Annotated in this window: 30 protein-coding genes; 18 read left to right on the top strand and 12 right to left on the bottom strand. The window is 54.3% G+C overall.

Annotation, left to right across the window (positions count from 1 at the left end; genetic code table 11):
* Position 1: 1 nt before the first annotated feature.
* From rsmG to W02_RS12885, 11 genes are all read left to right on the top strand, one after another.
* Complete coding sequence (rsmG, locus tag W02_RS12835; RefSeq protein WP_173048307.1) at positions 2 to 679, top strand: 16S rRNA (guanine(527)-N(7))-methyltransferase RsmG; 678 nt, start codon at positions 2 to 4, stop codon at positions 677 to 679.
* A gap of 2 nt (positions 680 to 681) precedes the next feature.
* Positions 682 to 1,458, top strand: coding sequence for a ParA family protein (locus tag W02_RS12840; protein WP_173048309.1), 777 nt, complete (start codon positions 682 to 684; stop codon positions 1,456 to 1,458).
* On the top strand, positions 1,436 to 2,284 hold the full coding sequence (locus W02_RS12845) for a ParB/RepB/Spo0J family partition protein (RefSeq protein ID WP_173048311.1): 849 nt from the start codon (positions 1,436 to 1,438) through the stop codon (positions 2,282 to 2,284). The genes W02_RS12840 and W02_RS12845 overlap by 23 nt, the downstream gene beginning before the upstream one ends.
* Before the next feature lie 152 nt (positions 2,285 to 2,436).
* Positions 2,437 to 2,931, top strand: coding sequence for a polymer-forming cytoskeletal protein (locus W02_RS12850; protein WP_173048313.1), 495 nt, complete (start codon positions 2,437 to 2,439; stop codon positions 2,929 to 2,931).
* Between the two features lie 77 nt (positions 2,932 to 3,008).
* Positions 3,009 to 3,404, top strand: coding sequence for a polymer-forming cytoskeletal protein (locus W02_RS12855; protein ID WP_173048315.1), 396 nt, complete (start codon positions 3,009 to 3,011; stop codon positions 3,402 to 3,404).
* 68 nt (positions 3,405 to 3,472) lie between these two features.
* A complete protein-coding gene (mnmA, locus tag W02_RS12860; protein WP_173048317.1) occupies positions 3,473 to 4,555 on the top strand; it encodes a tRNA 2-thiouridine(34) synthase MnmA in 1,083 nt (360 codons plus the stop codon).
* Positions 4,556 to 4,681: 126 nt separating this feature from the next.
* Positions 4,682 to 5,221, top strand: a complete 540-nt coding sequence (atpH, locus tag W02_RS12865; protein ID WP_173048319.1) for an ATP synthase F1 subunit delta — start codon at positions 4,682 to 4,684, stop codon at positions 5,219 to 5,221.
* A gap of 102 nt (positions 5,222 to 5,323) precedes the next feature.
* Positions 5,324 to 6,841, top strand: a complete 1,518-nt coding sequence (atpA, locus tag W02_RS12870) for a F0F1 ATP synthase subunit alpha (protein WP_173048321.1) — start codon at positions 5,324 to 5,326, stop codon at positions 6,839 to 6,841.
* A 16-nt stretch (positions 6,842 to 6,857) separates the two neighbouring features.
* Positions 6,858 to 7,736, top strand: coding sequence for an ATP synthase F1 subunit gamma (gene atpG / locus W02_RS12875; RefSeq protein WP_173048323.1), 879 nt, complete (start codon positions 6,858 to 6,860; stop codon positions 7,734 to 7,736).
* A gap of 28 nt (positions 7,737 to 7,764) precedes the next feature.
* On the top strand, positions 7,765 to 9,213 hold the full coding sequence (gene atpD, locus W02_RS12880) for a F0F1 ATP synthase subunit beta (protein ID WP_173048325.1): 1,449 nt from the start codon (positions 7,765 to 7,767) through the stop codon (positions 9,211 to 9,213).
* A gap of 55 nt (positions 9,214 to 9,268) precedes the next feature.
* Complete coding sequence (locus W02_RS12885) at positions 9,269 to 9,688, top strand: F0F1 ATP synthase subunit epsilon (RefSeq protein WP_173048327.1); 420 nt, start codon at positions 9,269 to 9,271, stop codon at positions 9,686 to 9,688.
* 84 nt (positions 9,689 to 9,772) lie between these two features.
* Here W02_RS12885 and W02_RS12890 read toward each other — a convergent pair whose 3' ends face one another.
* Positions 9,773 to 10,345, bottom strand: coding sequence for a DUF3365 domain-containing protein (locus W02_RS12890; RefSeq protein ID WP_173048329.1), 573 nt, complete (start codon positions 10,343 to 10,345; stop codon positions 9,773 to 9,775).
* 118 nt (positions 10,346 to 10,463) lie between these two features.
* On the opposite strand from W02_RS12890, the gene W02_RS12895 reads away from it, so the two are divergent.
* Together W02_RS12895 and W02_RS12900 are read left to right on the top strand one after the other, a co-directional pair.
* The gene (locus W02_RS12895) at positions 10,464 to 11,429 is read left to right on the top strand and encodes an RluA family pseudouridine synthase (protein ID WP_173048331.1); all 966 of its coding nucleotides are present in this window, start codon (positions 10,464 to 10,466) and stop codon (positions 11,427 to 11,429) included.
* A gap of 31 nt (positions 11,430 to 11,460) precedes the next feature.
* Positions 11,461 to 11,883 (top strand): hypothetical protein, encoded by a 423-nt coding sequence (locus W02_RS12900; RefSeq protein ID WP_173048333.1) that lies wholly within the window; start codon positions 11,461 to 11,463, stop codon positions 11,881 to 11,883.
* 81 nt (positions 11,884 to 11,964) lie between these two features.
* On the opposite strand, the gene W02_RS12905 is transcribed toward W02_RS12900, so the two are convergent.
* Positions 11,965 to 12,144 carry a hypothetical protein gene (locus tag W02_RS12905; protein ID WP_173048335.1) on the bottom strand — a complete coding sequence of 60 codons (180 nt, stop codon included), beginning with the start codon at positions 12,142 to 12,144 and terminating at the stop codon, positions 11,965 to 11,967.
* 166 nt (positions 12,145 to 12,310) lie between these two features.
* On the opposite strand from W02_RS12905, the gene W02_RS12910 reads away from it, so the two are divergent.
* A complete protein-coding gene (locus W02_RS12910) occupies positions 12,311 to 12,742 on the top strand; it encodes a GNAT family N-acetyltransferase (protein WP_173048337.1) in 432 nt (143 codons plus the stop codon).
* A 467-nt stretch (positions 12,743 to 13,209) separates the two neighbouring features.
* Here W02_RS12910 and W02_RS12915 read toward each other — a convergent pair whose 3' ends face one another.
* From W02_RS12915 to W02_RS12930, 4 genes are all read right to left on the bottom strand, one after another.
* A complete protein-coding gene (locus W02_RS12915; RefSeq protein ID WP_173048338.1) occupies positions 13,210 to 13,878 on the bottom strand; it encodes an outer membrane beta-barrel protein in 669 nt (222 codons plus the stop codon).
* Between the two features lie 117 nt (positions 13,879 to 13,995).
* Positions 13,996 to 14,796 carry a metal ABC transporter permease gene (locus tag W02_RS12920; protein ID WP_232068536.1) on the bottom strand — a complete coding sequence of 267 codons (801 nt, stop codon included), beginning with the start codon at positions 14,794 to 14,796 and terminating at the stop codon, positions 13,996 to 13,998.
* Positions 14,797 to 15,066: 270 nt separating this feature from the next.
* On the bottom strand, positions 15,067 to 15,855 hold the full coding sequence (locus W02_RS12925) for a metal ABC transporter ATP-binding protein (RefSeq protein ID WP_173048342.1): 789 nt from the start codon (positions 15,853 to 15,855) through the stop codon (positions 15,067 to 15,069).
* 46 nt (positions 15,856 to 15,901) lie between these two features.
* Entirely contained in the window at positions 15,902 to 16,813 is a 912-nt protein-coding gene (locus W02_RS12930; protein ID WP_173048344.1) for a metal ABC transporter substrate-binding protein, read from the bottom strand.
* A 133-nt stretch (positions 16,814 to 16,946) separates the two neighbouring features.
* Between W02_RS12930 and W02_RS12935 the strand changes: the two genes are divergently transcribed.
* Together W02_RS12935 and W02_RS12940 are read left to right on the top strand one after the other, a co-directional pair.
* On the top strand, positions 16,947 to 18,122 hold the full coding sequence (locus W02_RS12935; protein ID WP_173048346.1) for an anhydro-N-acetylmuramic acid kinase: 1,176 nt from the start codon (positions 16,947 to 16,949) through the stop codon (positions 18,120 to 18,122).
* Positions 18,123 to 18,133: 11 nt separating this feature from the next.
* Positions 18,134 to 18,643 carry a DUF2726 domain-containing protein gene (locus W02_RS12940; protein WP_173048348.1) on the top strand — a complete coding sequence of 170 codons (510 nt, stop codon included), beginning with the start codon at positions 18,134 to 18,136 and terminating at the stop codon, positions 18,641 to 18,643.
* Between the two features lie 6 nt (positions 18,644 to 18,649).
* Here W02_RS12940 and ybgF read toward each other — a convergent pair whose 3' ends face one another.
* Positions 18,650 to 19,180, bottom strand: a complete 531-nt coding sequence (gene ybgF, locus W02_RS12945; RefSeq protein ID WP_173048350.1) for a tol-pal system protein YbgF — start codon at positions 19,178 to 19,180, stop codon at positions 18,650 to 18,652.
* Positions 19,181 to 19,445: 265 nt separating this feature from the next.
* Here ybgF and W02_RS12950 point away from each other — a divergent pair, with 265 nt between their 5' ends.
* Positions 19,446 to 20,231, top strand: coding sequence for a right-handed parallel beta-helix repeat-containing protein (locus W02_RS12950; RefSeq protein ID WP_173048352.1), 786 nt, complete (start codon positions 19,446 to 19,448; stop codon positions 20,229 to 20,231).
* Positions 20,232 to 20,283: 52 nt separating this feature from the next.
* Here the strand turns inward: W02_RS12950 and W02_RS12955 are convergent, their stop codons facing one another.
* The 4 genes from W02_RS12955 to W02_RS12970 form a co-directional block, all read right to left on the bottom strand.
* Positions 20,284 to 21,213 carry a GGDEF domain-containing response regulator gene (locus W02_RS12955; protein ID WP_173048354.1) on the bottom strand — a complete coding sequence of 310 codons (930 nt, stop codon included), beginning with the start codon at positions 21,211 to 21,213 and terminating at the stop codon, positions 20,284 to 20,286.
* A gap of 243 nt (positions 21,214 to 21,456) precedes the next feature.
* Complete coding sequence (locus tag W02_RS12960; RefSeq protein WP_173048356.1) at positions 21,457 to 21,777, bottom strand: hypothetical protein; 321 nt, start codon at positions 21,775 to 21,777, stop codon at positions 21,457 to 21,459.
* A 333-nt stretch (positions 21,778 to 22,110) separates the two neighbouring features.
* Positions 22,111 to 22,308 carry a hypothetical protein gene (locus W02_RS12965; protein WP_173048358.1) on the bottom strand — a complete coding sequence of 66 codons (198 nt, stop codon included), beginning with the start codon at positions 22,306 to 22,308 and terminating at the stop codon, positions 22,111 to 22,113.
* Between the two features lie 168 nt (positions 22,309 to 22,476).
* Positions 22,477 to 22,800: a hypothetical protein gene (locus W02_RS12970; protein WP_173048360.1), complete on the bottom strand. Its 324-nt coding sequence runs from the start codon at positions 22,798 to 22,800 to the stop codon at positions 22,477 to 22,479.
* Positions 22,801 to 23,139: 339 nt separating this feature from the next.
* Here W02_RS12970 and W02_RS12975 point away from each other — a divergent pair, with 339 nt between their 5' ends.
* A complete protein-coding gene (locus W02_RS12975) occupies positions 23,140 to 23,874 on the top strand; it encodes an outer membrane protein (protein ID WP_173048362.1) in 735 nt (244 codons plus the stop codon).
* A 598-nt stretch (positions 23,875 to 24,472) separates the two neighbouring features.
* On the opposite strand, the gene W02_RS12980 is transcribed toward W02_RS12975, so the two are convergent.
* Positions 24,473 to 24,910, bottom strand: coding sequence for a response regulator (locus W02_RS12980; RefSeq protein WP_173048364.1), 438 nt, complete (start codon positions 24,908 to 24,910; stop codon positions 24,473 to 24,475).
* Between the last annotated feature and the right edge of the window lie 281 nt (positions 24,911 to 25,191).

Here is a 25,191-nt window from a genome sequence, read left to right on the forward strand (position 1 = left end):
CGTGGAACAGTCAGAGATACGAGAATGCGTAAAAAGGTCCGCACAGGCAGTTGGAGTCGTGCTCACTGATGAACACGCATACTGTTTTTACAAATATCTCGAGCATCTGACTTTATGGAATAAGGCAATCAACCTGACGGCCATAGAGGACTCCAAGGAAATAATAGTTAAACACTTTACGGACTCACTTACTGCCCTTGTATCAGTATCAATTCAGCATGGCGCAGTACTTATAGACATAGGCACTGGGGCTGGATTTCCATCCATTCCGTTAAAAATAGTGAGACCTGATCTGACCTGTGAGTTGATTGAGCCCAATCGTAAGAAAGTCTCATTTCTTACCTCGATCATAGGATCGCTTAAGCTCTCAAATGTTTCTGTTTTTGTCGGAAATATTGAAGATTACATAGCCAATCCTGATCATAAACTCGGAGACATCGTTGTATTTCGAGCTTTGAAATTCGAGCCAATTGTGAAACACGTATCTTCGATACTCCATAAGTCTGGTCTGGTCATTTTATATAGAACGGAAAGGTTGAAACGAGCCTCAACTGGATCTTTATCCGTTGAAGCAGAAACAAGTTTTTCTTTGCCATTCGGATATGGGGAAAGAGTCATATCAGTCTTGCGACATCAAGACAGTGTTCCACGTGGAACGTCGATTATGGAGAAAGACTGACAATGGCGCGAATCGTAGCAGTTGCCAATCAAAAGGGCGGCGTTGGCAAGACCACAACTTCTGTAAATTTGGCAGCGGCGCTTGCTGTACATGGTAATAAAGTTCTCTTGGTTGATATGGATCCTCAGGGGAACGCCACCAGCGGCCTTGGAGTTGACCCTAGATCGTTAGATATGACAGTGTATAACTGTTTGATAAAGTATATAAAATTTGAAGATGCCGTAAGGCAGACTGAAATTTCCGGGCTATCCTTATTGCCATCAAACCATGATTTGGCAGGTGCCGAAATTGAGTTGGTTAACGTGGAAGAGCGAGAAAAACTCCTTCGAAACTTCCTTCGAAACGTCGATTCATTGTTCGATGCAGTGTTCATCGATTGCCCTCCAGCACTCGGTATTCTGACAGTGAATGCCCTAGTGGCAGCCAGATCAGTGCTGATCCCAGTTCAATGTGAGTATTATGCGATGGAAGGGTTGAGCCGTCTTATTGGAAGTATTGAGCGCATACAACAGGCGTTGAATCCGGGCCTGACAATCGAAGGAATCGTCTTGACAATGTACGACGCTCGGAATACTTTGGCACGCCAAGTTGCCGATCAGGTTCGTGAACATTTTGGAGACCGTGTTTATCAGGCCACAATTCCAAGGAATGTCACATTGGCTGAAGCCCCGAGCTATGGGCGCCCGGTTCTCCTCTACAATGCTTCGTCGGCCGGGGCGCAATCCTATCTCTCCCTAGCCAAGGAGTTTTCGAGTCATGGAGAAAAAGGCCCTGGGTAGAGGACTCGATGCGCTATTGCCCTCGTCAAGGACAGCGTCAGTAGCCGAGGCTTCCGAGCTTCAGCACATCCGCCTCGATGCCATCGTCCCCAATCGCTTTCAGCCTCGGCACACCTTCTCACCGGAAGATCTTGCTGAACTCACATCTTCATTGAAGCAGAGTGGGTTGTTGCAGCCCATTCTGGTACGACGTAAAGGAGACGGTATTTATGAGTTGATTTCCGGGGAGCGTCGATGGCGGGCGGCCAAAGATGCAGGACTGGAAACAATTCAAGCTGTCGTTCGAAATTGCGCGGATGAAGAGTCTGTCATTCTCGCCCTGGTTGAGAATCTCCAACGCGAGGACCTCAACCCGATGGAAATGGCCAAGGCGTATCACCGCATGATGACGGAGTTTGGATTGACTCAGGATGTGATCGCCAAGCGGGTCGGGTGCGATCGATCTTCGATAGCGAACCTCGTTCGATTGTTACAGCTACCCGTCGACGTCCAGCAGTTGATAGAAACAAATCAACTTTCATCCGGACACGCGAAGGTCATCCTTGGCCTTTCAAGCGCCGATGAGCAGCTCAGGGTAGCTCAGTTGGTCGTCTCCAAAAACCTATCCGTGAGGGAAACGGAAAAAATCATCGAGCAGGCCGTGCCGGATCGAAAACGGCGCGGTCGGGAGATCAGACGATCTCCACTGTCCGACGTAGAGGGACGGCTTCAAAAACGGTTTGGCACCAAAGTGACCATTCAGAATGGACGCCGAGGAGGCAGGATCGTAATCCATTATTTTTCGCCCGACGAACTGGACGGAATTCTGGAAAACATTCTGCAGTAGGCCGCGTCCTCTACAAATTATGATGAGGAGGAGAAAAGCATATTTGTTGATAATTCATCGGACTGATGGCACTGTTTCTAGCAGATCTCCTCGCCGTCATGTCGCAGATGTCCTCGGAATAACCATTTGACCAATCATGAGGGAGGAGTGCGATGTGGGGACAAGATAAGCAAGACAATAAGCGCGGATCTGATTCCGAACAGAACTTGGATGAAATGGTGAACAGTTCTTCTCCGGTGCGTGAAGGTGACGAGGATATCAGCGCCTTTGTCGGAAAGGGAGTCGATTTCAAAGGCACCATCACCTATAACGGCACGGTGAGAATCGATGGCTCGCTTGATGGCGAGATCCATACTGAGGGAACCCTCCTGATCGGAGAGGAAGCCGTCATCAAAGCCAAGATCACCGCCGGCACCATTGTCTGCAAGGGGAAGGTTACAGGAGACGTAGTCGCGAAAGATCGGGTGAAGCTTCGTGCACCAGCCGTCATGAATGGAAGCGTGAAGACGCCCATGCTTTCAATGGAGGACGGCGTATTGTTCAACGGCGGTCTTGAGATGAGTCAGGTTCGGGAGACAACGCAGGGAACGACGTTGCATTCAGTTGGGGGCGGCGGCGCCGGTCCCGGTACCAAGCGGGCGGGCTGATGGTCCGGAGCATTTTCCTAGTTGTTAATACGTAGGTCCATGTCCGGTCTCGATCTCGCCGACAAGGAGGCATTCGTATGTGGGCGCTAAAAGAACGAAATGCGCAGATCGAGACCGACAACGAAAATATCACGCTATTTGCGAAAGATGTGCTGTTTAAGGGTGTCATGAGTTTTGACGGGACGGTGCGGGTTGATGGGCATGTGGAAGGGGAAATCCATACCAAAGGCACGCTGATCGTGGGGGAGAGTGCGGTCATCAAGGGGTCGGTGACTGCTGCCGTCCTCATGAACAGCGGCAGGATCAATGGCACCATCACGGCGACGGAAAAAATCCAGATTCTCAAACCGGGAATCCTTGTCGGAGACATCAGCACACCTCTTATTGCCATCGAAGAGGGTTCCCATTTCCATGGCATGTGCGACATGGGCATGCACCGGCTTGACGAGCACGTCATTCCTGTTGCCTCTTAAGCGGGCCTCTTCTCCCTGCCCAGCTTCCTCTAGCCCTTTGTCACCTGTCTCAGTACAATAGCGTCCCCATGACCAAGCCCCGGGTGCTTCTTGGAATGAGTGGCGGAGTCGACAGCTCAGTGGCTGCGGCGCTCCTTGTCCGTCGCGGGTACGATGTTCAAGGCGTCACATTGCAAGTCTGGGAGCATGAGGACGAAACGGTCGCAGCCTCAAAAAAGTGGCAAGAGCGAGGCTGCTGCAAGGTTGGGATTGCCCGCTTTGTGGCCCAAAAGCTCAAGATCTCGCACGAGGTCATTGATCGACGCGAAGAATTCCGCAGCGGTGTCATTCAGGACTTTCTGCACGCCTATGCCGCAGGGACGACTCCCAACCCGTGCGTCCGATGCAATGAACGAGTCAAGCTCCGTAGTTTGTTGGAGATTGCCGATGCACGCGGGATTGCATATGTAGCCACCGGTCATTATGTCCAAATCGACGATTCGGGTCCCAGATTGCGCTTGAGACGTTCCGCCGATCGGAAGAAGGATCAGAGTTACTTTCTCTATCGGTTGAATCCGAGCTGGTTGCCGCGATTGCTCTTTCCCGTCGGCGCCATGCAAAAAGGGGAAGTTTGGTCAGAGGCGGAATCCCTGGGACTACCTGTAGAAGAATTGCAAGAAAGTCAGGAAATCTGTTTCGTCAGCCACGGAGATTATCGGACTTTCATCGAGGCGGAACTTCCATCAGCCAGAAAACCTGGGGCCTTCAAGGACAAGAATGGACAGTACCTCGGGCAACACGACGGGATTGCGTTTTATACTCCCGGCCAGAGGCGCGGATTAAGAGTCGCAACCGGGCAACGCCTCTATGTGCAACAGGTCGAACCTCAGACCAATACAGTTGTACTCGGTACCGAGGAAGGGCTGCTTAGCCGGAACTGCCGCGTCCATGATCTGAACCTCTTTGACGAGACGCTGGGCACCGGGCGATGCGAGGTGGAAGTCAAGGTCCGCTATGCGACTCCTTCAACTACGGCCACAGCGGAGCCGCTTGGTGACGGCAGCATGCAAATTCATTTTCATCACCCGCAACGTGCATTGAGTCCCGGTCAGTCTGCGGTGTTCTATCGCGGGGACGAGGTGCTTGGCGGAGGAATCATCCAGCCGATCTGAGCTGCAGCGGCATCTCCGTATTGACACTTCCCTTCTTCCAATGCTAGTTTTGCGCGCCAATTTTCGTGCTCCGGCACGGAAGCATTCCGTGTGTCTCAAATACTACTCACGAGCGGACAAGGAATAGTGATTAAGACAGCAGTTGCGCGACGGTATGCCCAGGCTCTTTTTGAGCTTCTGGAACAATCACAGATTGAGGCGACGCGAATCACTCTTCAAGGGCTGGGACAAGCTCTCAAAGATTCGTCCTCTCTCCGCCACGTGGTCGCCTCTCCAGCATTCGGGGTGGGGGAAAAGATTGCCGTCCTGATCGAACTCGGTGAACGGCTTGGCTGTCCTCCGTCCTGCAAGGCCTTTATTCAGCAACTCGTCAAGAAGAATCGAGTGGGATTCATTCCTGAGATTGCTCAGGAATTTTCGAAGCTGGTCGACCGATCGAAGGGAACTCAGCAGGTTACGATCCTGTCTACCGCCTCTCTGCCTCAGACTGAGCAGGAACGGATCACCGCTCGATTGCGAGAAACGTTAAAGCAAAACGTGGATGTCACGTTTCATGTCGAACCCAGCCAGCTTGCCGGACTTCAGATCCATATCGGCAGCACCGTCGTGGACAGTACGGTCAGGGGTAGACTCAATAGCATGCGAGCTGTCCTGACGCGAGATTAGCCCCGCCATATGGTGGTGCAACAAGGAAGCAGAGCAGATCGCTCTCTCGTCAAAACCATCGACTTTCAATGCCTGTCGAGACTGACGGACTAAGGAGTAGCCATGCAGATTAAGGCAGAAGAAATCAGCGCCATTATCAAAGAAAAAATCAAGGGTTTTGACAAGCAGGTCGACGTCAAGGAGGCGGGTTCCGTCATCCAGGTCGGAGACGGCATTGCCAAGGTCTACGGCCTCGACGGAGCAATGGCAGGTGAAATGCTCGAGTTTCCCGGCGGTCTCTACGGCATCGCGCTCAACCTCGAAGAAGACAACGTGGGTGCGGTGTTGATGGGTGACGACGTTGGAATCAAGGAGGGTGACCCCGTCAAGCGAACCGGACGCATCGCCGAGATTCCGGTCGGCGAGGCATTGGTGGGCCGTGTGGTTAACGCCATTGGCCAACCAATTGACGGTAAAGGGCCGATCAAGTCCGATCATTCGTCACGGATCGAGGTCGTTGCGCCGGGCGTCAATACACGTCAATCCGTCCGGGAGCCTCTACAGACTGGGATCAAGGCTATTGATGCCATGATTCCGATTGGCCGTGGTCAGCGAGAGCTTATCATCGGAGACCGTCAGACAGGAAAGACCGCGATCGCAGTCGATACGATCATCAATCAGAAGGGCTTGAATGTCTTCTGCATTTACGTCGCCATCGGACAGAAACGCTCGACGGTCGCCCGAGTGGTCAAGACCTTGGAAGAACACCACGCCATGGAATACAGCATGGTGGTTTCGGCCACGGCCAGCGACGCAGCCCCGATGCAGTTCCTGGCGCCGTTTGCTGGCGCCGCAATCGGCGAATATTTCCGCGACAACGGAAAGCATGCGCTGATTGTCTATGATGACTTGTCCAAGCACGCTGTGGCCTACCGGCAGCTCTCGCTCTTGCTTCGGCGGCCACCGGGTCGAGAAGCCTATCCGGGCGACGTGTTCTACCTCCATTCCCGTCTGCTGGAGCGCGCGGCAAAATTGAGTGACCAGCTGGGCGGCGGCAGCCTGACGGCTCTTCCCATCATCGAAACACAGGCGGGCGACGTCTCGGCATACATTCCGACCAACGTCATCTCAATCACCGACGGGCAGATTTATCTCGGAAGCGATTTGTTCTATTCCGGCATCCGCCCGGCCATTAACGTAGGTCTGTCGGTATCACGTGTCGGAGGATCAGCGCAGATCAAGACGATGAAACAGGTTGCCGGCACGCTCAGACTGGATTTGGCCCAATATCGGGAGATGGCGGCTTTCAGTCAGTTCGGCAGCGAACTCGACAAAGCCACTCAAATGCAGTTGGCTCGCGGGGTTCGCATGGTTGAACTTTTGAAACAGGGGCAATACAAACCTATGCCGGTTGCCGATCAGGTGTTGTCGATCTATGCCGGTGTCTCCGGGTTCCTGGACGATGTGCCGGTCGAAAAAGTTCAACAGTTCGAAGCGGATCTCCTGCATTACGTGCAGCAGCACCATCCGGAATTGAAGAAGGAAATCACGAGCATTGGAAAGATCGACGATAAAATCGGCGGCCGGCTCAAAGAGATCATTTCCACGTTTAAGCAGAAAATGGGATTCGGAGCGAAGTAACTCCGGAAGCCGACGCATGCCAAGCCTTCAATCGTTACGCCGGAAAATCGCGGCGTTCAAAAATACGCAGAAGATCACCAAAGCCATGAAGATGGTTGCGGCGGCGAAGCTCAAGCGCTCACAGGACCGCATTCTGGCCGCACGGCCGTATGCCCACAAAATGCGCGCCGTGTTGAGCAATCTCAGCCGACGTGTGAACCGCTCGTCCCACTCCCTCCTGCAGAAGCGCGAAGTGCGACGTGTCGAAGTTCTGGTCGTCACGAGCGACCGTGGGCTGTGCGGCGGATTCAACGGGAACATCATCCGAAAGACGTCGGAGTTCGTGCGTCAATGCGAAGCACGCGGACTGCAAGTCACGCTGAGCATTGTTGGACGAAAAGGCCGCGATTACTTCAGGCGGCGGACGTGGGCAATCCGTCAAGAGTGGACGGGAATCTTCGACAAGCTGAGCTTCGAACACGCGATGGACATTGGCAACGACCTTGTCGAGAATTTTACGAATGGATCCTTTGACGAATTATACGTGGTGTATAACGAGTTCAAATCCGCCATCCAGCAACGGGTGATCGTCGAAAAGCTGTTTCCCATTGATGTGGCAGCCGAATTCGATTCCTCCCAAGCAGAGGCCGTCACCGGGGGAAGTTATTTGTACGAACCCGAAGAACTGGAATTGTTGACGGTCCTTCTTCCCAAGCATTTCCAAGTGCAAGCGTTCCGGATCCTAGTGGAGTCCGCTGCGGCCGAACACGGGGCCCGCATGGCTGCCATGGACGGCGCGACCCGTAATGCCGGACAGTTGATCAAGAAGGTGACGCTCTACTACAACAAGACCAGGCAGGCGGCGATCACCAAGGAACTCATGGACATCGTCGGCGGCGCAGAAGCGCTCAAGTAACCGAATCCGTTCCCGAAAGGAGCATCTCGTGGCGACAGCAACTGGAAAAGTCATTCAGGTCATCGGACCGGTCGTAGATGTCGAATTTCCTCCGGGACACCTTCCCAATATCTACAATGCGCTGAAAGTGACGCAGGAGGAGAATAAGGCTGCGGGAAAGCCGGCGGTTAAGATCACGCTCGAGGTGGCCTCGCATCTTGGCGAGAACCGGGTCCGGGGGATCGCGATGTCCACTACCGATGGATTGACGCGTGGTATGGATGTGCAGGACACGGGTGCGGCGATCTCGGTGCCCGTTGGCCGCGAAACGCTCGGTCGCCTCATCAACGTCCTCGGTGAACCGGTCGATGAAAAGGGCCCGTTGAAGGCCAAAAAAACGTATCCGATTCACCGGCCGGCCCCCAAACTCGAGGATCAGGAGACAAAAACAGAGGTTCTCGAGACCGGCATCAAAGTCGTCGATCTCCTTGAGCCGTATAGCAAAGGTGGAAAAGTCGGACTCTTTGGCGGAGCAGGGGTAGGAAAAACCGTCATTATCATGGAGCTGATCAATAACATTGCCCTTCATCACGGCGGATTTTCCGTATTCGCCGGTGTCGGAGAACGCACCCGCGAAGGCAATGACCTGTGGCACGAAATGCAGGAGTCCAAGGTTATCGATCCCAACGACTTCACCAAATCCAAAGCCGCATTGGTGTATGGGCAGATGAATGAGCCTCCGGGAGCCAGGCTCCGTGTAGGCCTCACCGGGTTGACTGTGGCGGAATACTTCAGGGATGAAGAAAACCAGGACGTGCTGCTCTTCGTGGATAATATCTTCAGATTTACTCAGGCGGGATCTGAAGTGTCGGCCCTTCTCGGTCGTATGCCGTCTGCCGTGGGCTATCAGCCGAACCTCTCTACCGAAATGGGAGCGTTGCAGGAGCGCATCACTTCCACCAAGCGAGGATCGATTACTTCCGTGCAGGCCATTTACGTTCCGGCCGACGACCTGACAGACCCTGCCCCGGCCACGGCGTTTGCGCACCTGGATGCGACTACAGTCTTGTCACGGCAATTGGCGGAGTTGGGTATTTACCCGGCTGTGGATCCGTTGGACTCCACGTCGCGAATTCTTGACCCACAAGTCATCGGTGAAGAGCACTATAAGATTGCGCGCGGAGTCCAGTCCGTGTTGCAACGGTATAAAGATCTACAAGATATTATCGCCATCCTTGGTATGGACGAACTTTCCGAGGATGACAAAATGGTCGTCGCCCGTGCCAGAAAAATCCAACGGTTCCTGTCTCAGCCCTTTCACGTGGCCGAAGCCTTTACTGGAGCTCCTGGCAAATACGTGAAACTGAAAGACACCGTGCGCAGTTTTAAGGAGATTCTCGAGGGCAAATACGATCACTTGCCGGAACAGGCGTTTTACATGGTGGGACCAATCGAAGAAGCGGTGGCGAAGGCGGAAAAGCTGGGCGTCAAAGTCTAGCCGGTCGCTCGGCCTCGAAGAGATCGTCGTTCGAAGACAACCTGTAGGGTCGGACATGCCTGGGAAAATTCTGTTAGAAGTCGTCACACCGGATAAGCAGCTGCTGAGTCAACAGGTCGATGAAGTGATCGCGCCAGGATCAGAGGGCGATTTCGGAGTCCTCCCGGGGCATTGCCATTTTCTGTCGATGCTGAGGATCGGTGAACTGCGCTACCGAATCGATAATGCCATGCATCACATGGCTGTGCTTTGGGGGTTTGCCGAAGTAACCCCGACGCAAGTCACTATCATGGCGGAAATCGCCGAGAAAGCGGAAGATATCGATGTGGCCAGAGCCCAAGCCGCGGTCGAGAAGGCAGAACAATTGGTAAAGGCCGGAGGGCTGCCCTCCGAGGTAAGAGACGCGGAGATCAGTTTAGAGAAGGCCCGGCTCCGAAAGAAAATTGCTGAACGCGCAGTAAGACCTGTCCGATAGTGCTCGGATTGCAGGAACGCTGGTCGTAACGCCTACTTGTATCCTTGCTCTTTAGACTCCTGCCGTCACGCCTCGTAAGCCGCCTCAATTATCCAACGGGATTTCAATCACCAGGCCGTCCATCACATCGTCGATTTTGAAATCTTTTTTCTGACTGTTCGGGTGTGCATTATGGCATTCCACGCAAGATCGGCTGACTGCCCGATCGGCATAAACAGCCTGAAAATAAAGACGATTGTCGATTGTAACCGTACCGGTCACCGATCGTTCGGGATGCTCTCGCACCGCGGATAGCCCATTTGCTTCAAGCCTCCCTTGAGGACCATTCTGCGGATTGATCGGCCATTGGCTGATTAGGCGATAGCGCACCTTCGAACCCGTTGTGGCGGCGAGATTACCGGCTTCCAGGAGGAATTGAGCCGGGAGCGGAAGAATATTTTTCTTGGAGCGCCAATTTTCTGCTGCAGGTGCTCCTCCATTCTGTTCCTGTCGTTCGACGACGTGAATAGTGTAAAAAGTTCTGTCTGCTTCGATCACTGCGTGGATATAATCTGTGACGGTCTCAGGGGCAATGCCGGGTTGGTTGCGCGCGTTCAAACGATCCGTCACAACGAGACCGATCAGCACTACGCAACTCAAGAGAGCAAGCCCTTTCATGGGGACCTCCTTTGATGAATAAAATGTTCTTCACCCAGCATACCCTTCCCGTTCCATCCCGGGCAATGCGCGGGATTCTGGACCGTCGGCAACAAGTCGGAAGTGACGCGTTACGCATATGATTACAGAATTTGTCGTGACCGCCGGTGAGCAACCCAAACGGCTGGATGTCTTCCTCGTCAACCGTGAGCGAGACATTTCACGCTCCGCGCTCCAGCGTCTCATTGAGCTGGGCAGGATCCGAATCAACGGCCTTGCCGTAAAGCCAAGCCAGAAGATCAAGCCAGGCGATACGATCACCATGGACGTGCCCAAGCCGGAGCCCCTCGAGCTCAAGGGAGAAGCGATTCCATTGGAGATCCTCTTTGAAGACGACCAATTGCTTGTCCTGGAGAAGCCTTCGGGCATCGTGGTCCATCCGGCGCCAGGTAATTGGAATGGGACTCTCGTGAACGCCCTCCTCCATCATTTTCAAGTCGCAGGAGGCAGTGTCTCGACCATTGGCGGGAAAGAGCGCCCCGGCCTTGTTCACCGGCTCGATAAGGAAACGTCCGGAGTGATGGTCATAGCAAAGACCGATCAGGCGCACCGCCATTTGGCAGCGCAGTTCAAGCACCATACGATTTCCCGTGTGTATGAAGCGTTGGTCCTCGGCGTCCCGAAAAAGGGACATGGCCTGATCGAACTGGCTATCGGCAGGGACCATAAGGAACGAAAGAAGTTTTCCTCTCGCACGACACGTCCAAAGGAGTCTGTCACGGAGTACCGGGTCGATCACCGGTTTGGAAAAACCGCTTCCCGTGTCCTGCTGTATCCGCGGACCGGCCGCACTCACCAGCTCCGCGTACACTTATCGTCTCTTGGACACCCTATATTGGGAGATCCCACTTACGGCGGACGGAAGGTTTGCTATGTTGAAGGAATTGAGATTCCCAGAGTCATGCTCCATGCGCGATCTTTGGGTTTTCAACATCCGATGACCGGGGAGCGTCAGGAATATGTGCGGCCCAATCCTCCCGATATGGACCAAGTCATACATCAATTGACCCGGATCGGCTCCGCACCGCGGCTCACCGAAGCATAGTGCCGCGAAAGGAGTAATAGGAGATAACGCTATGGAAACGGGAAGCGTCCTCGATGCCATAGGAGGATTCATCGCGCATCTGAAATTGTTCGCGGCCAAGCTGCCTGATATTGTTCATTTCGCGGTCATGCCCACAGGTATGAAACCGAAACTCGAATCGATCGAGGATTACGAAGAACTGGTTTCCCGGTTTCGAGGTATGAGCGGGACGACCGCCTACAAGATGCTGAATGGGTTTTTTGTGGAATCCCTCGAAGCGTTCGAAGTCGGCAATCTACTTGGGGCCGTGCATCCGCTCCTGGCCGCACTCGATCATATCGAACGGATGCATCAGGACAGGGAAATCGCTATCGGAGCACCTGACGAAAAGCGAATCACGGAATATCGTCAGGCCTTGCACAAAATTCTTCCCGGAAACAAACCGGAATTGGACGGTGCCGGAAGGGGAATATGATCTGGGCTGATCCTTGAAGAGGCGGAATTCTTACGGCATCCCGCGTATACGTTCCGGAGACGCCGGAGCAAACAAAGAACACTAGTGACCCATCTTGGGCCCGGTGGCGTTTGCTCCTTCGGCCACCAGCTTGAACCGTACGGTAGACCCGCAGTGCGGACACTTGGCACGGATCGTCGCTTCGTCCAATGGTTCGTATTCATTCTGCTTGAGCCACATCAGCTGGAAACATTTGGGACAGCTACGGACTTGCGTTGTCATAACGTTCCTCGTACACTATGCGCGCAAGATGTTCAAGACGATACCCGGAATCGACTCCAACTCATCTACAAAAAGTCAGGGCCACCGGCGGCGTGCTCTTTTCTTCACCTCCCGCTCGCGTGTGTGGAAGGCAATCGAACCGCCAGAGGAGCTACTGTAGTCCAAGATGGCGCCTGCCCTCAAGCCTGTCGTCACGTTCTCGGAAAAAAAAGAGCTTCAGCCGGAGCAACTTCTCAAGCTGTTTCATCAGGCACCCTGGGCCAAGGAACGGACGCTCGAAGATGTTCGGGACATGCTGCGCCACACGGATATGGCATTGTGTGCGTGGGACGGCGATCATTTGATCGGATTCATCCGTGTGCTGACGGACTTTGTCTATCGTGCTACCATCTGGGATGTGATCGTCGACAAATCCCATCAAAGGCATGGCATCGGAACCGATCTTGTCCAACGAATCCTTCATCATCCCCGCCTCAAGCGCGTAGAACTCTTCTGGCTCTGTACCCGCCGTCCTGCCTTCTACGAAAAGCTTGGGTTTAACTCCAAGGAGCAGACCGGCATGGTCTGGGTCCGCTCAAAACACGTCTCCCTCGATTAGCCTGAAATATTCAGAGCGGCCGGCCGTGGATGTTTTGCTGGCAATCCGAGGTCTCTAGCAGGCCGTTGAAAAACTGTTTTGGACCCCGGAAAACACAAACCCGGGTATGATCGCTGATCGAGTCGGAAGAGCTCACAGGATGTTCAAAAAGGCCTTCCGGCAAGGCCGCAGCGAACGAAGAGGCGAATCGTAACCGTTCTCACCCGCCCGCCCCGAGCGGCCCAAGCCGCTCTTACCCGGGCGTACGCTGAGCCTCTGAGGTTCACGCCGTGCCGAATAAGGCACGGCACGCCTGTGAACGCCGCCGAGATGGTGAGGCGGCAGTGTCCCGCGAGACCGCAGCCTGGTGAAGACGTGTCTTGGCACGTCCGGGCGGGCGGGTGACATGAGCGACTTTTTCAACATCCTGCTAGGCATAGGAACGCCGCCGTCCCGGCGAGAGTGATCGCCGGGGGGCGTATTCCGGTCTAGAATATGTACTTGACGCCGAAGAGGATGTTCATGCTGGAAGCGTCGAACGCAGACCGATCGGTGACCGTCGACCCCTGTTTGGTCTCAAGGGTTCCGCGGTTTCGATTGACGGCAAATTCTGTATTTAGAAGAAAATGTTGGGTGAGGGCGTAGTCTAATCCGCCGGCGACGCGCCAGGCGAAGGTATTGCCTGGGCTTAGGGTAATATTCTGGCGCTTGAACGCGTCCGCTTCACTGGTCGAGTTGATATTGACGCCGATGCCGGTTCCGACATATGGCTGCAGTTTACCAAAATGCCCAGGCCGAAATTCTGCATAGAGCGGCAACAATGTCACCGTGTTCACGCTGGCTAAATCCGCCTTGGGTCGTTCGAGGTCGACCGAATGGCGTTCCCAGGTCAGCATGGCTCCAATGTTTATCCATTTATTTACGCCGTACATGGCCTGGAAGTTCAGTGCCGGCCCCACGCTGCTGTCGGTACCATCCACCACTTCTTGAGTCAATAAACTGAGTCCGGCACGGAACCCCACGGTCATTCTTCCTTCTGGCGCCGTCCCTTCATGTTTCCACGACATGTCCTCCGCTGCAGCGGAGCCTGAGAACCCGAAGGTGAAGAATCCTAGCAGCATCGATAACACAACACATAGGCCGAACCGGACGTTCATATGGTCCTCCGTGGTAAATGTGAACTGGCGCCCATTTTCTGGATTTTGAAGGGGCGTAATCTACCAAATGCCTGGAGGGGTTTCAATCGAAACTTGAGGATCGGGGGTAGTCAAGTCCTAGGCCGGTACAGTTGCCGTTCCGCGTGAACGTTTGGGTGAGAACAGGATTGACAGAAAAAACAGCAGGGTCGAGAGCAGGACGATGGCCGGCCCGGACGGCACGTCCCAGGTGGCTGAGACCAAGACACCGGCTACTGCGGTGGAGACTCCGATGAGTAACGAATAATACGTCAGTGTCCTGAGGCTGTGCGTCAATTGGTATGCGGTCGACGCGGGAATAAGCACCATCGCGAACACGAGAATGGCGCCCACCGTCTTAAGCGAGACGACGACGGTGATTGCAATCAACGTCAAGAGGAGAAAAAACATGCGCCGAGCCGGTACGCCGGACGCTTCGGCCATTTCCTGATCGAAGGCAATGAAGTACAACTCCTTTGAAAACACGACAATGGTTCCGATCACGAAAACCGTCAGTCCCGCAATGACTCGGATTTCCTCTGATGTCACCGACAAGACGTTCCCGAAGAGATAGCCATAGACTTCAGCATTGTAGGCTTTCATCAACCCGATAAAGAGAATGGCGAGGGCCATCGTGGCCGTATACAGGATGCCGATTGAGACATCGAGCTTCATGCGGCCGCGTTCTTCCATCCATCCCGTCATCCAGACGGTGATCAGTCCGAAGACTATAGCAACCAACAGCGGCGGCCATCCCATTAAATAGCCCAACGCCACACCGGCAAACGCGGCATGGGCCGTCCCGGCTCCGACGAATGCAAGACCGCGCAACACCACGAATACGCCGATGACGGAACAGACCCCTCCGACCAGCGCCGCCGCGAGCAGGGATCGTTGCATGAAGTCGTAAGTGAGGAGCTCAAGCATTCGGTGACGAGATCAGTATCGATCTATTGAAACAGCGAGGTCCGGGACATTATTCCCTGATCAGGGAACATCTTGAACGCAATGCCATCGAGGCTCCAGCGGACAAGCGAGTTCAGACCGCTGTTTGAAGCTCCAGAAAGATTCACAGAACCGATTAATTGCATAGTAGCCTGATCAAAGGCAAATAGCTTGACGAAACCAGAGGTGTTCAGAGAATCCGACTGTGCCAAAAGGGTTCTACCACTAATGATGATGATAGTCTTCGACGATTACGAGATCATCACCGGTGATGACCAGATCCTTGCCATACACCTCACGAAGGATATCAGGTTTGAGGACTTCCTCCGGCGGCCCAGCGGCATACAGACGAGTTTTCAGGAGCACCAATCGATCCACGCGCGATCGGATCAAATTGATATCATGGGTGATCAGAAGGACGGTCAGACCGAGATCTTCGTGCAGACGTTGCACGAGATCAACGACGCTGTGTTGGGTGGTGATGTCAAGACCGGTGGTGGGCTCATCCAACAACAGGACTTGAGGTTGCTGAGCGAGCGCTCTGGCGATGAACACACGCTGTTGCTGACCGCCTGACAAATGTCCCAGCGCGGTATGTTGGTGGGCCTCCATCCCGACATGGCTCAAGGCGTCCAGTGCGATAGCCCGGTCCTGCCTGGACGGACGCGTCAGCAATCCAAGCGCGCCGTAGCGGCCCATCATGGCGGTTTCAAGCACCGTGACCGGAAAATGCCTGTCGATCACCCCTTTTTGAGGAAGGTATCCAATGCGCGCCCGATGGTGACACCGAAGTTCATCGCAGGAGCAATCGAAGATTCTCATATGCCCCTGTCGGGGCGGCATCAGTCCCAGTACGGCGCGGCACAGAGTTGTTTTTCCTGATCCATTGGGACCAATGACCCCGATGAACTCCCCTGCATGGATTTCAAGGCAAATGTCCTTGAGGGCCGTTACTCCAGGAAAGCCAAACGTCGCGTGGTCAAAATGGATGATGGAGGGTGTTGAGCGGTGCACTAGTCACATCTCCTCCGGCCTGCCCGGATGGATCGAAACCGATCGCTTAAACGGCTTCCAGTGCATACGCCAATTGGAGCACATTATAACGCAACATGTCGAGATAGGAGTCCGTCTGGGGTATGCCGCCCGGAAGTGTCGTGAGAACCACGACACGGGCCCCCGTTTCCTTCGAGAGCAGCTCGGGAAGCTTTTGGCTGAGTTGAATTTCTGAGACGACAACTTTGACGTCCTCCTTTTTCATCATATCGATGAGTTCCTGCATGTGGAGTGCGGAAGGCTCGCTTCCAGATTGCATCTGGATCGTCCCGGCAATTTGCAGGCCGAATCGCCGGGCTAAATACGGCCAAGCTGGGTGATGTGCGACAAACCGGCGATTCTTTAGCGCTTTGACCCGACCGGCCAGCTCAGACTGGAGTTGGTCAAGACGGGTGAGATAGGCGGCTTGATTACGGCGATAATCATCCGCATGGCCTGGATCGACCTGGATCAGTGACTCCGTAATATGACGCATCATGGTGGCCGCGTTTTGCGGATCCATCCAGACATGCGGATTGCCCGATTCGCTGTTCTCGTGGGGATGTCCGTGATCGTCACGGATCAACCCGATGCCTTTGGACGTGGTCACGACCTGCAACGATCCGCTCCCGGCATTCTTGACGAGAGAGGCGACCCAAACCTCTAATCCGATACCCACCTCGAATAACAATCGCGCTTTTCTCACCGCCACCAGATCACTGGGTTTCGGAGAGTAGGTGTGTTCGTTTTCATAGCCCTTCAACAGTGAGGTGACCCGGACATGTGAGCCGCCTACCTGTTCGGCCAGATCCTTGAGCACAGGAATCGTGACGACGATATTCAAGGGTCCCTGAGGCGGTCCGGCCCAAGACGATCCCGCCAGAAGGGAGATGATGCTCATCACGAGGACGCGGATGTATCCGTACAAGGAGCGAGGCATGGGGTCGGGACCGTAACATCGGGTTTGTACGAAGTCAACGCGCGCAATCACTAGCCGTTCTCTTTACCTGCGACTTGACCGGACGACGCACTTCAATTAGCGTAGCGGCAAACTTATCTGTGGAGGGCGTTGCATGAAGATTGTGGGATTGATGTCGGGTACATCGGGGGACGGAGTAGATGCAGCGCTGGTGGACATCACAGGTCGAAATCAGTCACTCACTGCTCGGACACTTGCCGCACAAACGCTGGCCTATCCCCGTTCATTGCAACAGCGGATCCTCACCGCCTCCGTGTCGGGGACGGTCGCAGACATTTGCCACTTGAACGCGTTGCTCGGAGAATGGTTTGCGGATGCGGCATTGCAGGTCATCCGGCAGGCCAAACTGCGGCCGGCTGATATCGCGCTGATCGGATCTCATGGACAAACCGTTCATCATCTCCCCTATGGGATCCATGGGCCTGGCGTCGGAGCGATCCGCTCGACGTTGCAGATTGCCGAACCTGCCGTCATTGCTGAGAGGACCGGTATTACGACCATCGCGAATTTTCGCCCTCGCGATATTGCAGCGGGGGGCCAGGGTGCCCCTCTTACTCCGTCGGCTCACACGCTGCTCTTGAGACACTCTCGCCGTGCCAGGCTGATTGTAAATCTGGGTGGTATCAGCAATGTGACATACGTACCCAGCCGAGCGAGCAAGGACGGTGTCCTCGCGTTCGATACCGGGCCCGCGAACATCGTTCTGGACAGTTTGGTCGCGCGGGTGACGAAAGGACGGATGTCCATGGACCGTGACGGGAAGATGGCCCTCAAAGGGACTGTCGATACCAGACTACTCGGCAAGCTTCTGGCCCATCCGTTTCTTTCGAAGCGTCCGCCGAAATCCACAGGGCGGGAGGATTTTGGACCGGCATTGGTAGACGAAGTGCTGAACGCTCAGCAACAGCAGCAACTCTCTCTTGAAGACGTGCTTGCCACATGCAGTATGTGGACGGCCAAAGCCGTCGGTACCGCTCGGCGATGGATAACCGGGGAAGTGGATGAAGTCGTCGTAGGGGGAGGAGGGACGCGTAATAGAGCCATTATGAATTGCTTGTCCTCCGTTTTTTCTCCCGTGCCGGTGACGACATTCGAAGCCCTGGGGTGGGACAGCAAATCCTTCGAGGCGGTGGCCTTTGCGGTCTTGGCGTATCAGACCGCGACTGGACAAGGCGGCAACATTCCCGCTGTCACCGGTGCCACCCATTCTGTGCTGCTTGGCACCATTGTTCCCGCCGGCCCTCGCTGGACGCGGCATTTTCATCGATGATGAATCACGCCATGGAGTACGTCGCAATTGGAATGGGTGTTGTGGCCATCGTTGTGGTGTTCTGGCAGATGGCTCGGCGTTCAAAGCACTCGGATCAAGAGGACGCCATCACGCTCCCGAGCCATGTCGTCGTGAAGCCGCAGGAACTCCTCACGGCAGGAGAGTTGGCGTTCTACAATATGATCCAATTGGCGGTTCACGACCGGTATCTCGTGCTCGCCAAGGTGCCGTTGCGGGCTGTCTTATCTCTTCAAGTGGATGGAGCCGTCAGGCTGCCGCTGTTGCGCCGGATGGCGTTGAAGCAGCTCGACTTCGTGCTGATGCATCCGGGTTCAAGAACGATCGAACAGGTGATCGTCGTCGGCGATGCCCATTCCGATACAGAAGAGCATCAAGTGGGTCAAAAAGAGACTCAGGAATTTTTGAGGGCGGCGGGAATCCGAGTCACGACGTTAGGAAGAAATCGCGCATATACGGTTCAGGAATTGGAGCGGATGTGTGGGCTTGGAGACGATGATTGAAATACCTCACCGCAAGCCGTCAGCGACATCCTCAGAGAACGGTGGAACCGGTTCGATGCGGATCGAATCCGCCTCGATCGCTTTGCGAGCCAGCTCTGCTTCCGGACTGTCCGGATACTGGTCGACCACGCGCTCATACATCATTCGGGCTTTTTCGAGGTCTTTGAGCTTGGTATAGGTTTGGCCGATCTTCAGAGTCGAGGCTGCGAGTTTGGGACTTAACGGATAATACGAAACGACGTTGTAAAAGGCCTTGAGCGCATCCTTGTATCGCCCCATCCTGTACTGGCACTCGCCGACCCAGTATTCGGCGTTTGCCGCGAGTGCCGTGTGTCCGTGGAGTTCGAGAAAGAATCGAAAGCCCGCCAGAGCGGCTTCGTAGTCACGATGTTTGAATTCTTCCATGATCCGATCGTATAGATGTCGGGAGGTGTCCTGTATCTGAGAGGGAGTTGCCGTTGCATAGAGAGGAGGAGTGACAGTCAGGAGTAGGAGCATGGCGAATATTCTCACTATCCGGCCACGTCGTATTCTCATGGGAACCTCCTGGGATCAAACGTCCTCGGGTATGTCGCAATCGGCATGCCAGATCAGACATCGAACTATACCGCTAAAAGTAAGGCAATTCGCCTTGTTACAATTGTCCCCCCGAGGCCCGGTGCGATGGCGAACCTCGAACGCCCGACAGATTTGTACGATCCAGTGAGAGCCCGATCATGACTGCAAGACGCGAACGCAGCTGATTTCCGTTGTCGGCAGATAGGCCATTCATATGAACAGCCCATCAGAAAATGATTCAGCGATGATGAAGATTCCAGACAATCCGCACGGAGGCAGAACACTGATCGTCGACGGCCAGGATCCCCGGGCCTATCAGAAACCCAGCGAGGCGTTGAAAGAGGCGGAAGAACGCGACCAGATTTTTGTGAAGCCGGGTATGTATGAAGACAAGGTATTTGTCGCGGAGAGGCCGATTTTCCTTATCGGTGCCGGCAGGGACGCCGTGCAAATCTATTCCCGTCGAGGCGGACCGCTGTATCTCCAACAGGTGAAAACTGGACGGATATCCGGCATCACCTTTCGCTATGTCGGGAGCGATCAGCATTCGGCGATGAATCTGCTCGATTCCACATGCGTGGTAACGCAGTGCCGGGCCAAGGAGGGCATTTTGTCAGGCGTGGTGATTTATGGTCCGTCATCTCGTCCCACCTTCGTCGATAACGAGGTGTGCGACAACCGGGAGTCGGGCATTTTTGTATTTGCAGGAGCCCAGCCCAGAGTGGCCGACAATATATGCCGCAATAACCATCATTTCGGGATTGCGGTGCGGGATGCGGGAAGTCGGCCTGAACTTGTGAGAAATCACTGTTGTGAAAATATGCTGAGCGGAATATTGCTTTTCCATCATGCCGAAGCCTTTCTCATGGACAACCGCTGCGCCGGGAATATGCATTGGGGGATGGTCATCACGCCTGACGCCTCAGCGACACCCGGCGCTGATCAGCTTGTCAATTCAAACGTGTTTTACCCAAATCCTCGAGGGACCATCCTGGTGACGGATTCACCGTTAGCCGAGATTGGGCGATAAGGGCAGTGAGAATGCGGTTCAGATCGAGACGGGGATCGCAGTACTAAAGAAATCAGGAGGTAGAAACGGCAGCCGATGCGGCATATCCTGATGCCTCGTGGAAGGAGAATCCGCTTCCGCCCTGTTGCTTGGCGCGGTACATTGCGGCGTCGGCATGCTTGAGCAATTCGTCTACACCCTGGTCGTCATGCGGAAAGACCGTGATCCCGATGCTCACGCCGACAGTCACCGTGTGCCCCTTCAAATCGAACCCGGCTGAAAGCGCTTCGACGATCCGCTTTGCCACAATGACGATTGCGGCTTCGGTCGCCACGCCTTCCAAAATAATGGTGAATTCATCTCCTCCCATTCTTGCAACCGTATCCACTTCCCGCACACAGCTCTTGAGGCGCTCCGACACGGTCTTTAAGAGTTCATCTCCGATGTCATGACCCAATGTGTCGTTAACTGCCTTGAATCGATCAAGATCGAGCAGCATGAGCCCGATGGGCTGTTGGATTCTCTTGCTGCGGGCCATTGCCTGAACCAACCGGTCCCGAAATAGACTGCGGTTCACCAGTCCGGTCAGATGATCGTACTGGGCCAGGTATGTCAACCGTTCCTCGGTTCGCTTTCGTTCTATTGCATAGCGAACGGCACGTGCGAGCAGTTCGGGGTGCCCCTGTCCTTTGACCAGATAGTCCTGCGCTCCTTGTTGGACGGCCTGGAGAGCGAGTGTTTGATCGCTGACGCCGCTCAAGACTACTAAAGGAATTGAAGAGTTGGTCGCATGAACCTGTCGAACGGTCGGGAGACCGAATGCGTCGGGAAGGGAGAGATCGAGGAGAATGGCATCAAAACGACTCCGGCCGAGGCGATTCAGACCCTCCGTCAGCGTCTTGACATGGGTGATCTCAAATTCCTCGACGCTCCACTCCGCGAGGAGATCCTGCGTGAGTCGTGCATCGACGTCATTGTCCTCGATGAGCAAAACGGTGATCATGGAAGGACCCTTAACCGGTACCACTCAGCGGATGGTGCTTCGCTGACCGGAACAGCCGGCCGGATACGGTCGGCGGATCTCGATTGCCATTATAAGCACGAGTGGCGAGGCAAGAAACAAAAACCGCAAAACCGCCGCCCTGCAGATCGAATAATGGCGCGCTATGCCTAGCCCGGGGAAGACTCGATCAACTGTTGCGTTTTGACAACTCGGCGGACAATGCGAGGTGGGTGCTATGAACAATTATCCGTGAGGGACCAGCGGTGAAACACCGAGATAGGGCCCGCCAGGCAACCGCTCAGGACCTATGGCCGCCTCGCAGGCATACCCAGGCTCGAACGGCCAGAGCATGGACCGTCCCAATGTCGATCCTCTTACGTGGACGTACCGGAATGTCACTCCGAGACGTTCAGCCTCCTCGCGCATGGTGGAAAGACAACCCTCGTAAGAAAAGGATCTTCGCCCCAAGATAATCGGTTCACCGGTTCGACTGTGAAAAATCGTAAAGGGCTCGGCACAACCGGCCAGCAAGAGCACGCTGACAAGCAGAAATACACCACGCATTGGGATGGCTTGTCCTAACACAATGTCTCTCAATAAAAGTCCAATCGAATCGGCTTTACATCTGTAATAAGTGAACCTGATCCCTTCAACGGGCACCGCACCTGTAATTGGCCTTCGCCACTCATTCCTCTGAATTCTACACCAAAGATTCTCCCTGCGCACCAACGTATTTGAGCAAGCCCTATGGAAAGAAACAATCACAGGATCCAGGCGGAGAGCGTAGGAAAACCTCATGGGCAGGTTCCATGCCCTAACCATCTTGGCAATCAAAATATTCACGTATGTCGATGGTATGACGGTGGAGAGAGTAGGCAAACGGATGCTGCTGGTTCCTCAGACCGGTTTCTCAGCGATGTATTCGAGGTATTTCCACAGATCCTTTGCTTCGGCTTCTCCAAAGACGAGAGGAGTATTGTTGGCAGAGCCGGTAAAATACACTTTCACTGTCAGCTCGTCCTGCCAGGCCTGAACCTCACAATAGGCGATGCTGTCCAAGTTGAGGGCTTTTTTCCCGATACGTACATAGTGCATGCCATCCCTCACAATAAGATGGATCGAGTTCAGTTCGTTATAACATCGCCATGATGTCGCTCCAATGACTAAACGATTTCATGAGGGCCATACCTGCGTGGCGAGGCTTGGCAATGTATTGCGAGCGATGGATCGGATATCAGACCGCACAGACCAAGGCTATGGAAATTAGTTTCGTGGTCGTGGATCGAGATCTGCGGGCAGGCAGTAGTAGTGGGCGCTCCGGCTCACGCCCCTCTTTTCGAAAACCAGCGCGTTCCTTTCGGAGTCCGATACTTTCTCTCCACGGTCAATCGCTGATGTTTTGATGGAATTGATCAGGCCTTTCATGTCCCGCTTACACTCCTCGCGTGATTCATAGGCTTCGTAAATCGACCAACGGGTCTGCTTATTGACGAGATCCAGTAGCGACCCGCTCTCCACCCAGAGGATCCAACTGGTAAAGAGGATAGTTGTCCCACTCTGTGCCCATGTAGGCAGGAGGGAATTCATCTAAGCAGTTCCCCGTTCGCGGCAGGTTCTGTTGGGCCTACAGTATGAATTCATCAAGCCGCTGTCAAATATTTGTTGATACGAAATACAACCAATAGGCTTTGATGAAAGCCTTACAGAATCGCCTCCTGCCGTGTCTTCATGCGAACATTGTCGCAATTAGTTCTCGGAATCGCCGTATCAGCAACACCCATCGCATTGAATGCCGGTTCGCAATGAGAGTTGAAAGGGTCGTACGCGGGGAATTGTGTGCGCAGATGATCCGTTAAATCTTGACTCGTATTATAAACACGATAGCCTAATCGAACATTGGTCAACCTCAATCCAAAAGGTGTTCGAATGGCTAATCGTGCATCCATCCTCTTGTGTTTTGCCGGAGCGCTCATGTTCCTCTTGTCGTTCCCCGTGTCTGCCAGGGCCGAATATTATGCCGACATCTACGGCGGTGAAGTCTTTACCAAGGATACCGACCTCACCATCACCAGTACGCGGGGCACGACGATCAACAACCAGAATCTAAAGGTCATGAATAACTGGACAATCGGAGGGCGGGGCGGCTATTGGTTCGAAGGCATGGACTGGCTCGGTGTCGGATTGGACGTGTTCTACTTCCACCTGAAGGCTCCCAGCCAACTCGTCCAGAGCACGGCCACAGGCTTCGGCCCCACCACCACGACATCGACACCTGCGGATTGGTCGTTGCCGGTCCTCGGTATTGGGTTCGACGTCCTTCGACTACGGGCGCCGCTGCTACGCAGCGAGGAGTTTACTCACGGACGGTTGCAACCGTTTATCAGCGCGGGGCCGGCGCTCTTCATCACATGGGCACAGACGCCTCGGAACGTCCAGCCCACGGGTCAACACGATACGAACGTGGCCGTGGGAGCAAAGGCCGAAGGGGGATTGACGTTCCTCGTCACCAAAACGATCGGTCTGTTTGCAGAATATCGGTTTACGCACTTCACCTCGAAGCTGAGCTATGAAAACACGGCAGGGGGACCGGCCACTGATACTTACAAAACAACGTGGGACTCTCATCAGGTCATCGGCGGAATTACGTTTCGATTCCCCTGACGAGCGGGTACAGGTATGAATCGATTTATGGTCGCCGTGGATACGTCGTCCATGGTCAGGAGGAGAAAATCGGACGTGTAGTGTCCAAGGTCTTTCCATCATGGAATCAACACTCGCACGGCCTGCGTGCAATATACGCAGCCTAGGTAGGTGACCTCCGTGCTCCGCCTGTATTCGTCAGGGCGCATCGCCTTCACTGGTGCCAGCGCCGATGCCATGGCAGTATTGATCCGGACATCAATTGGCCCCAGTGACCGCTCGATCTTCTCAACTGCTGATCCAACCTGATCTGGATCACAAATCCTTTTACGGTCGCACGACCGACTCCCGCGGACGCTCCTGCGACGACGACCACTCCTTCCCCTGAGCCTATTGTTCCGACCGACCTTTGAGCTGAGTTCCTGCGTTCTCATCGCTGTGAATATAGTAGGACGAGTGCATTCGCACGAGGGGCACTGTATGGAAACATATTAGGTACAAACAACGAGTAACGATGTTACAGATATGCGGAGATTGAAGATGCCGTACAGTGATGTTGGAGATCGGTTCCTTGGAGTCGCTTTGACAGGGAGGGAGAAGGTTTAGAGGTGCGAGCCGCTCACCCTTTTGAAGATAGGTGCTGATCGTGCCACAACTTCATCATCGTTTCGTATAAACGGTCCACTGCGGCTTCCTTGTTGATGAACACCGAGGCTCCGGCCTCCATCATCGCAAGTTCAACGGGGCCACCCTGGTGAACAGAAAGCCCGATCACGATGATTTTGGGATGGGCTTGCTTGATCTGCCGGGTCGCTTCAATACCGTCGAGCTTCGGCATCGTAATATCCATGAGAATAACATCGGGCTGCCGCTGTTTAGCCAAGAGGATCGCCTCTCTCCCATTGGCACCTTCACCGATGACTTCGACTCCGGGATAGCTTCTGAGCATGTCGGTCAGTACTTCTCGCATGGAGGCATGGTCGTCAACGACGAGGACGCGGATGGCGCCTATGGCAGTCTGAGAGTCAGTTGAGTCTCCGAGGGAGTCCTGTATCATGGTCGATCGTATTTCATTCGTCCCGAATATTTCGAATTACTCTGACCGGAAGTCAATCCTTACGCAACTCGTCGATACCAATGACAAAGGATTGGGGGGGTGCTGTAAAGATTGACCCTCAAATCACCTGCGACATGAGGAATTGGGGATGACCATCGCGCCGAACTCGCTTGAGAGCAGCCTCACATGAATGATTGGTCGGGTCGATGTCGCCACACAGCTTCAATAGCCATTGTCGGTTCAACGCCCGTTGTAAGGTGGCCTCGTATAGGATTGGCCGA

The organism is Nitrospira sp. KM1 (assembly GCF_011405515.1).
Taxonomy (GTDB): domain Bacteria; phylum Nitrospirota; class Nitrospiria; order Nitrospirales; family Nitrospiraceae; genus Nitrospira_C.

Bases quoted from the DNA above. Each gene is read 5' to 3' on its own strand.
- W02_RS12840 (WP_173048309.1), top strand. From the start codon at position 682: ATGGCGCGAATCGTAGCAGTTGCCAATCAAAAGGGCGGCGTTGGCAAG.
- W02_RS12845 (WP_173048311.1), top strand. From the start codon at position 1,436: ATGGAGAAAAAGGCCCTGGGTAGAGGACTCGATGCGCTATTGCCCTCG.
- W02_RS12850 (WP_173048313.1), top strand. From the start codon at position 2,437: ATGTGGGGACAAGATAAGCAAGACAATAAGCGCGGATCTGATTCCGAA.
- W02_RS12855 (WP_173048315.1), top strand. From the start codon at position 3,009: ATGTGGGCGCTAAAAGAACGAAATGCGCAGATCGAGACCGACAACGAA.
- mnmA (WP_173048317.1), top strand. From the start codon at position 3,473: ATGACCAAGCCCCGGGTGCTTCTTGGAATGAGTGGCGGAGTCGACAGC.
- atpA (WP_173048321.1), top strand. From the start codon at position 5,324: ATGCAGATTAAGGCAGAAGAAATCAGCGCCATTATCAAAGAAAAAATC.
- atpG (WP_173048323.1), top strand. From the start codon at position 6,858: ATGCCAAGCCTTCAATCGTTACGCCGGAAAATCGCGGCGTTCAAAAAT.
- W02_RS12885 (WP_173048327.1), top strand. From the start codon at position 9,269: ATGCCTGGGAAAATTCTGTTAGAAGTCGTCACACCGGATAAGCAGCTG.
- W02_RS12890 (WP_173048329.1), bottom strand. From the start codon at position 10,345: ATGAAAGGGCTTGCTCTCTTGAGTTGCGTAGTGCTGATCGGTCTCGTT.
- W02_RS12895 (WP_173048331.1), top strand. From the start codon at position 10,464: ATGATTACAGAATTTGTCGTGACCGCCGGTGAGCAACCCAAACGGCTG.
- W02_RS12900 (WP_173048333.1), top strand. From the start codon at position 11,461: ATGGAAACGGGAAGCGTCCTCGATGCCATAGGAGGATTCATCGCGCAT.
- W02_RS12905 (WP_173048335.1), bottom strand. From the start codon at position 12,144: ATGACAACGCAAGTCCGTAGCTGTCCCAAATGTTTCCAGCTGATGTGG.
- W02_RS12910 (WP_173048337.1), top strand. From the start codon at position 12,311: ATGGCGCCTGCCCTCAAGCCTGTCGTCACGTTCTCGGAAAAAAAAGAG.
- W02_RS12915 (WP_173048338.1), bottom strand. From the start codon at position 13,878: ATGAACGTCCGGTTCGGCCTATGTGTTGTGTTATCGATGCTGCTAGGA.
- W02_RS12920 (WP_232068536.1), bottom strand. From the start codon at position 14,796: ATGCAACGATCCCTGCTCGCGGCGGCGCTGGTCGGAGGGGTCTGTTCC.
- W02_RS12930 (WP_173048344.1), bottom strand. From the start codon at position 16,813: ATGCCTCGCTCCTTGTACGGATACATCCGCGTCCTCGTGATGAGCATC.
- W02_RS12935 (WP_173048346.1), top strand. From the start codon at position 16,947: ATGAAGATTGTGGGATTGATGTCGGGTACATCGGGGGACGGAGTAGAT.
- W02_RS12940 (WP_173048348.1), top strand. From the start codon at position 18,134: ATGGAGTACGTCGCAATTGGAATGGGTGTTGTGGCCATCGTTGTGGTG.
- ybgF (WP_173048350.1), bottom strand. From the start codon at position 19,180: ATGAGAATACGACGTGGCCGGATAGTGAGAATATTCGCCATGCTCCTA.
- W02_RS12950 (WP_173048352.1), top strand. From the start codon at position 19,446: ATGATGAAGATTCCAGACAATCCGCACGGAGGCAGAACACTGATCGTC.
- W02_RS12955 (WP_173048354.1), bottom strand. From the start codon at position 21,213: ATGATCACCGTTTTGCTCATCGAGGACAATGACGTCGATGCACGACTC.
- W02_RS12960 (WP_173048356.1), bottom strand. From the start codon at position 21,777: ATGCGTGGTGTATTTCTGCTTGTCAGCGTGCTCTTGCTGGCCGGTTGT.
- W02_RS12965 (WP_173048358.1), bottom strand. From the start codon at position 22,308: ATGCACTATGTACGTATCGGGAAAAAAGCCCTCAACTTGGACAGCATC.
- W02_RS12970 (WP_173048360.1), bottom strand. From the start codon at position 22,800: ATGAATTCCCTCCTGCCTACATGGGCACAGAGTGGGACAACTATCCTC.
- W02_RS12975 (WP_173048362.1), top strand. From the start codon at position 23,140: ATGGCTAATCGTGCATCCATCCTCTTGTGTTTTGCCGGAGCGCTCATG.
- W02_RS12980 (WP_173048364.1), bottom strand. From the start codon at position 24,910: ATGATACAGGACTCCCTCGGAGACTCAACTGACTCTCAGACTGCCATA.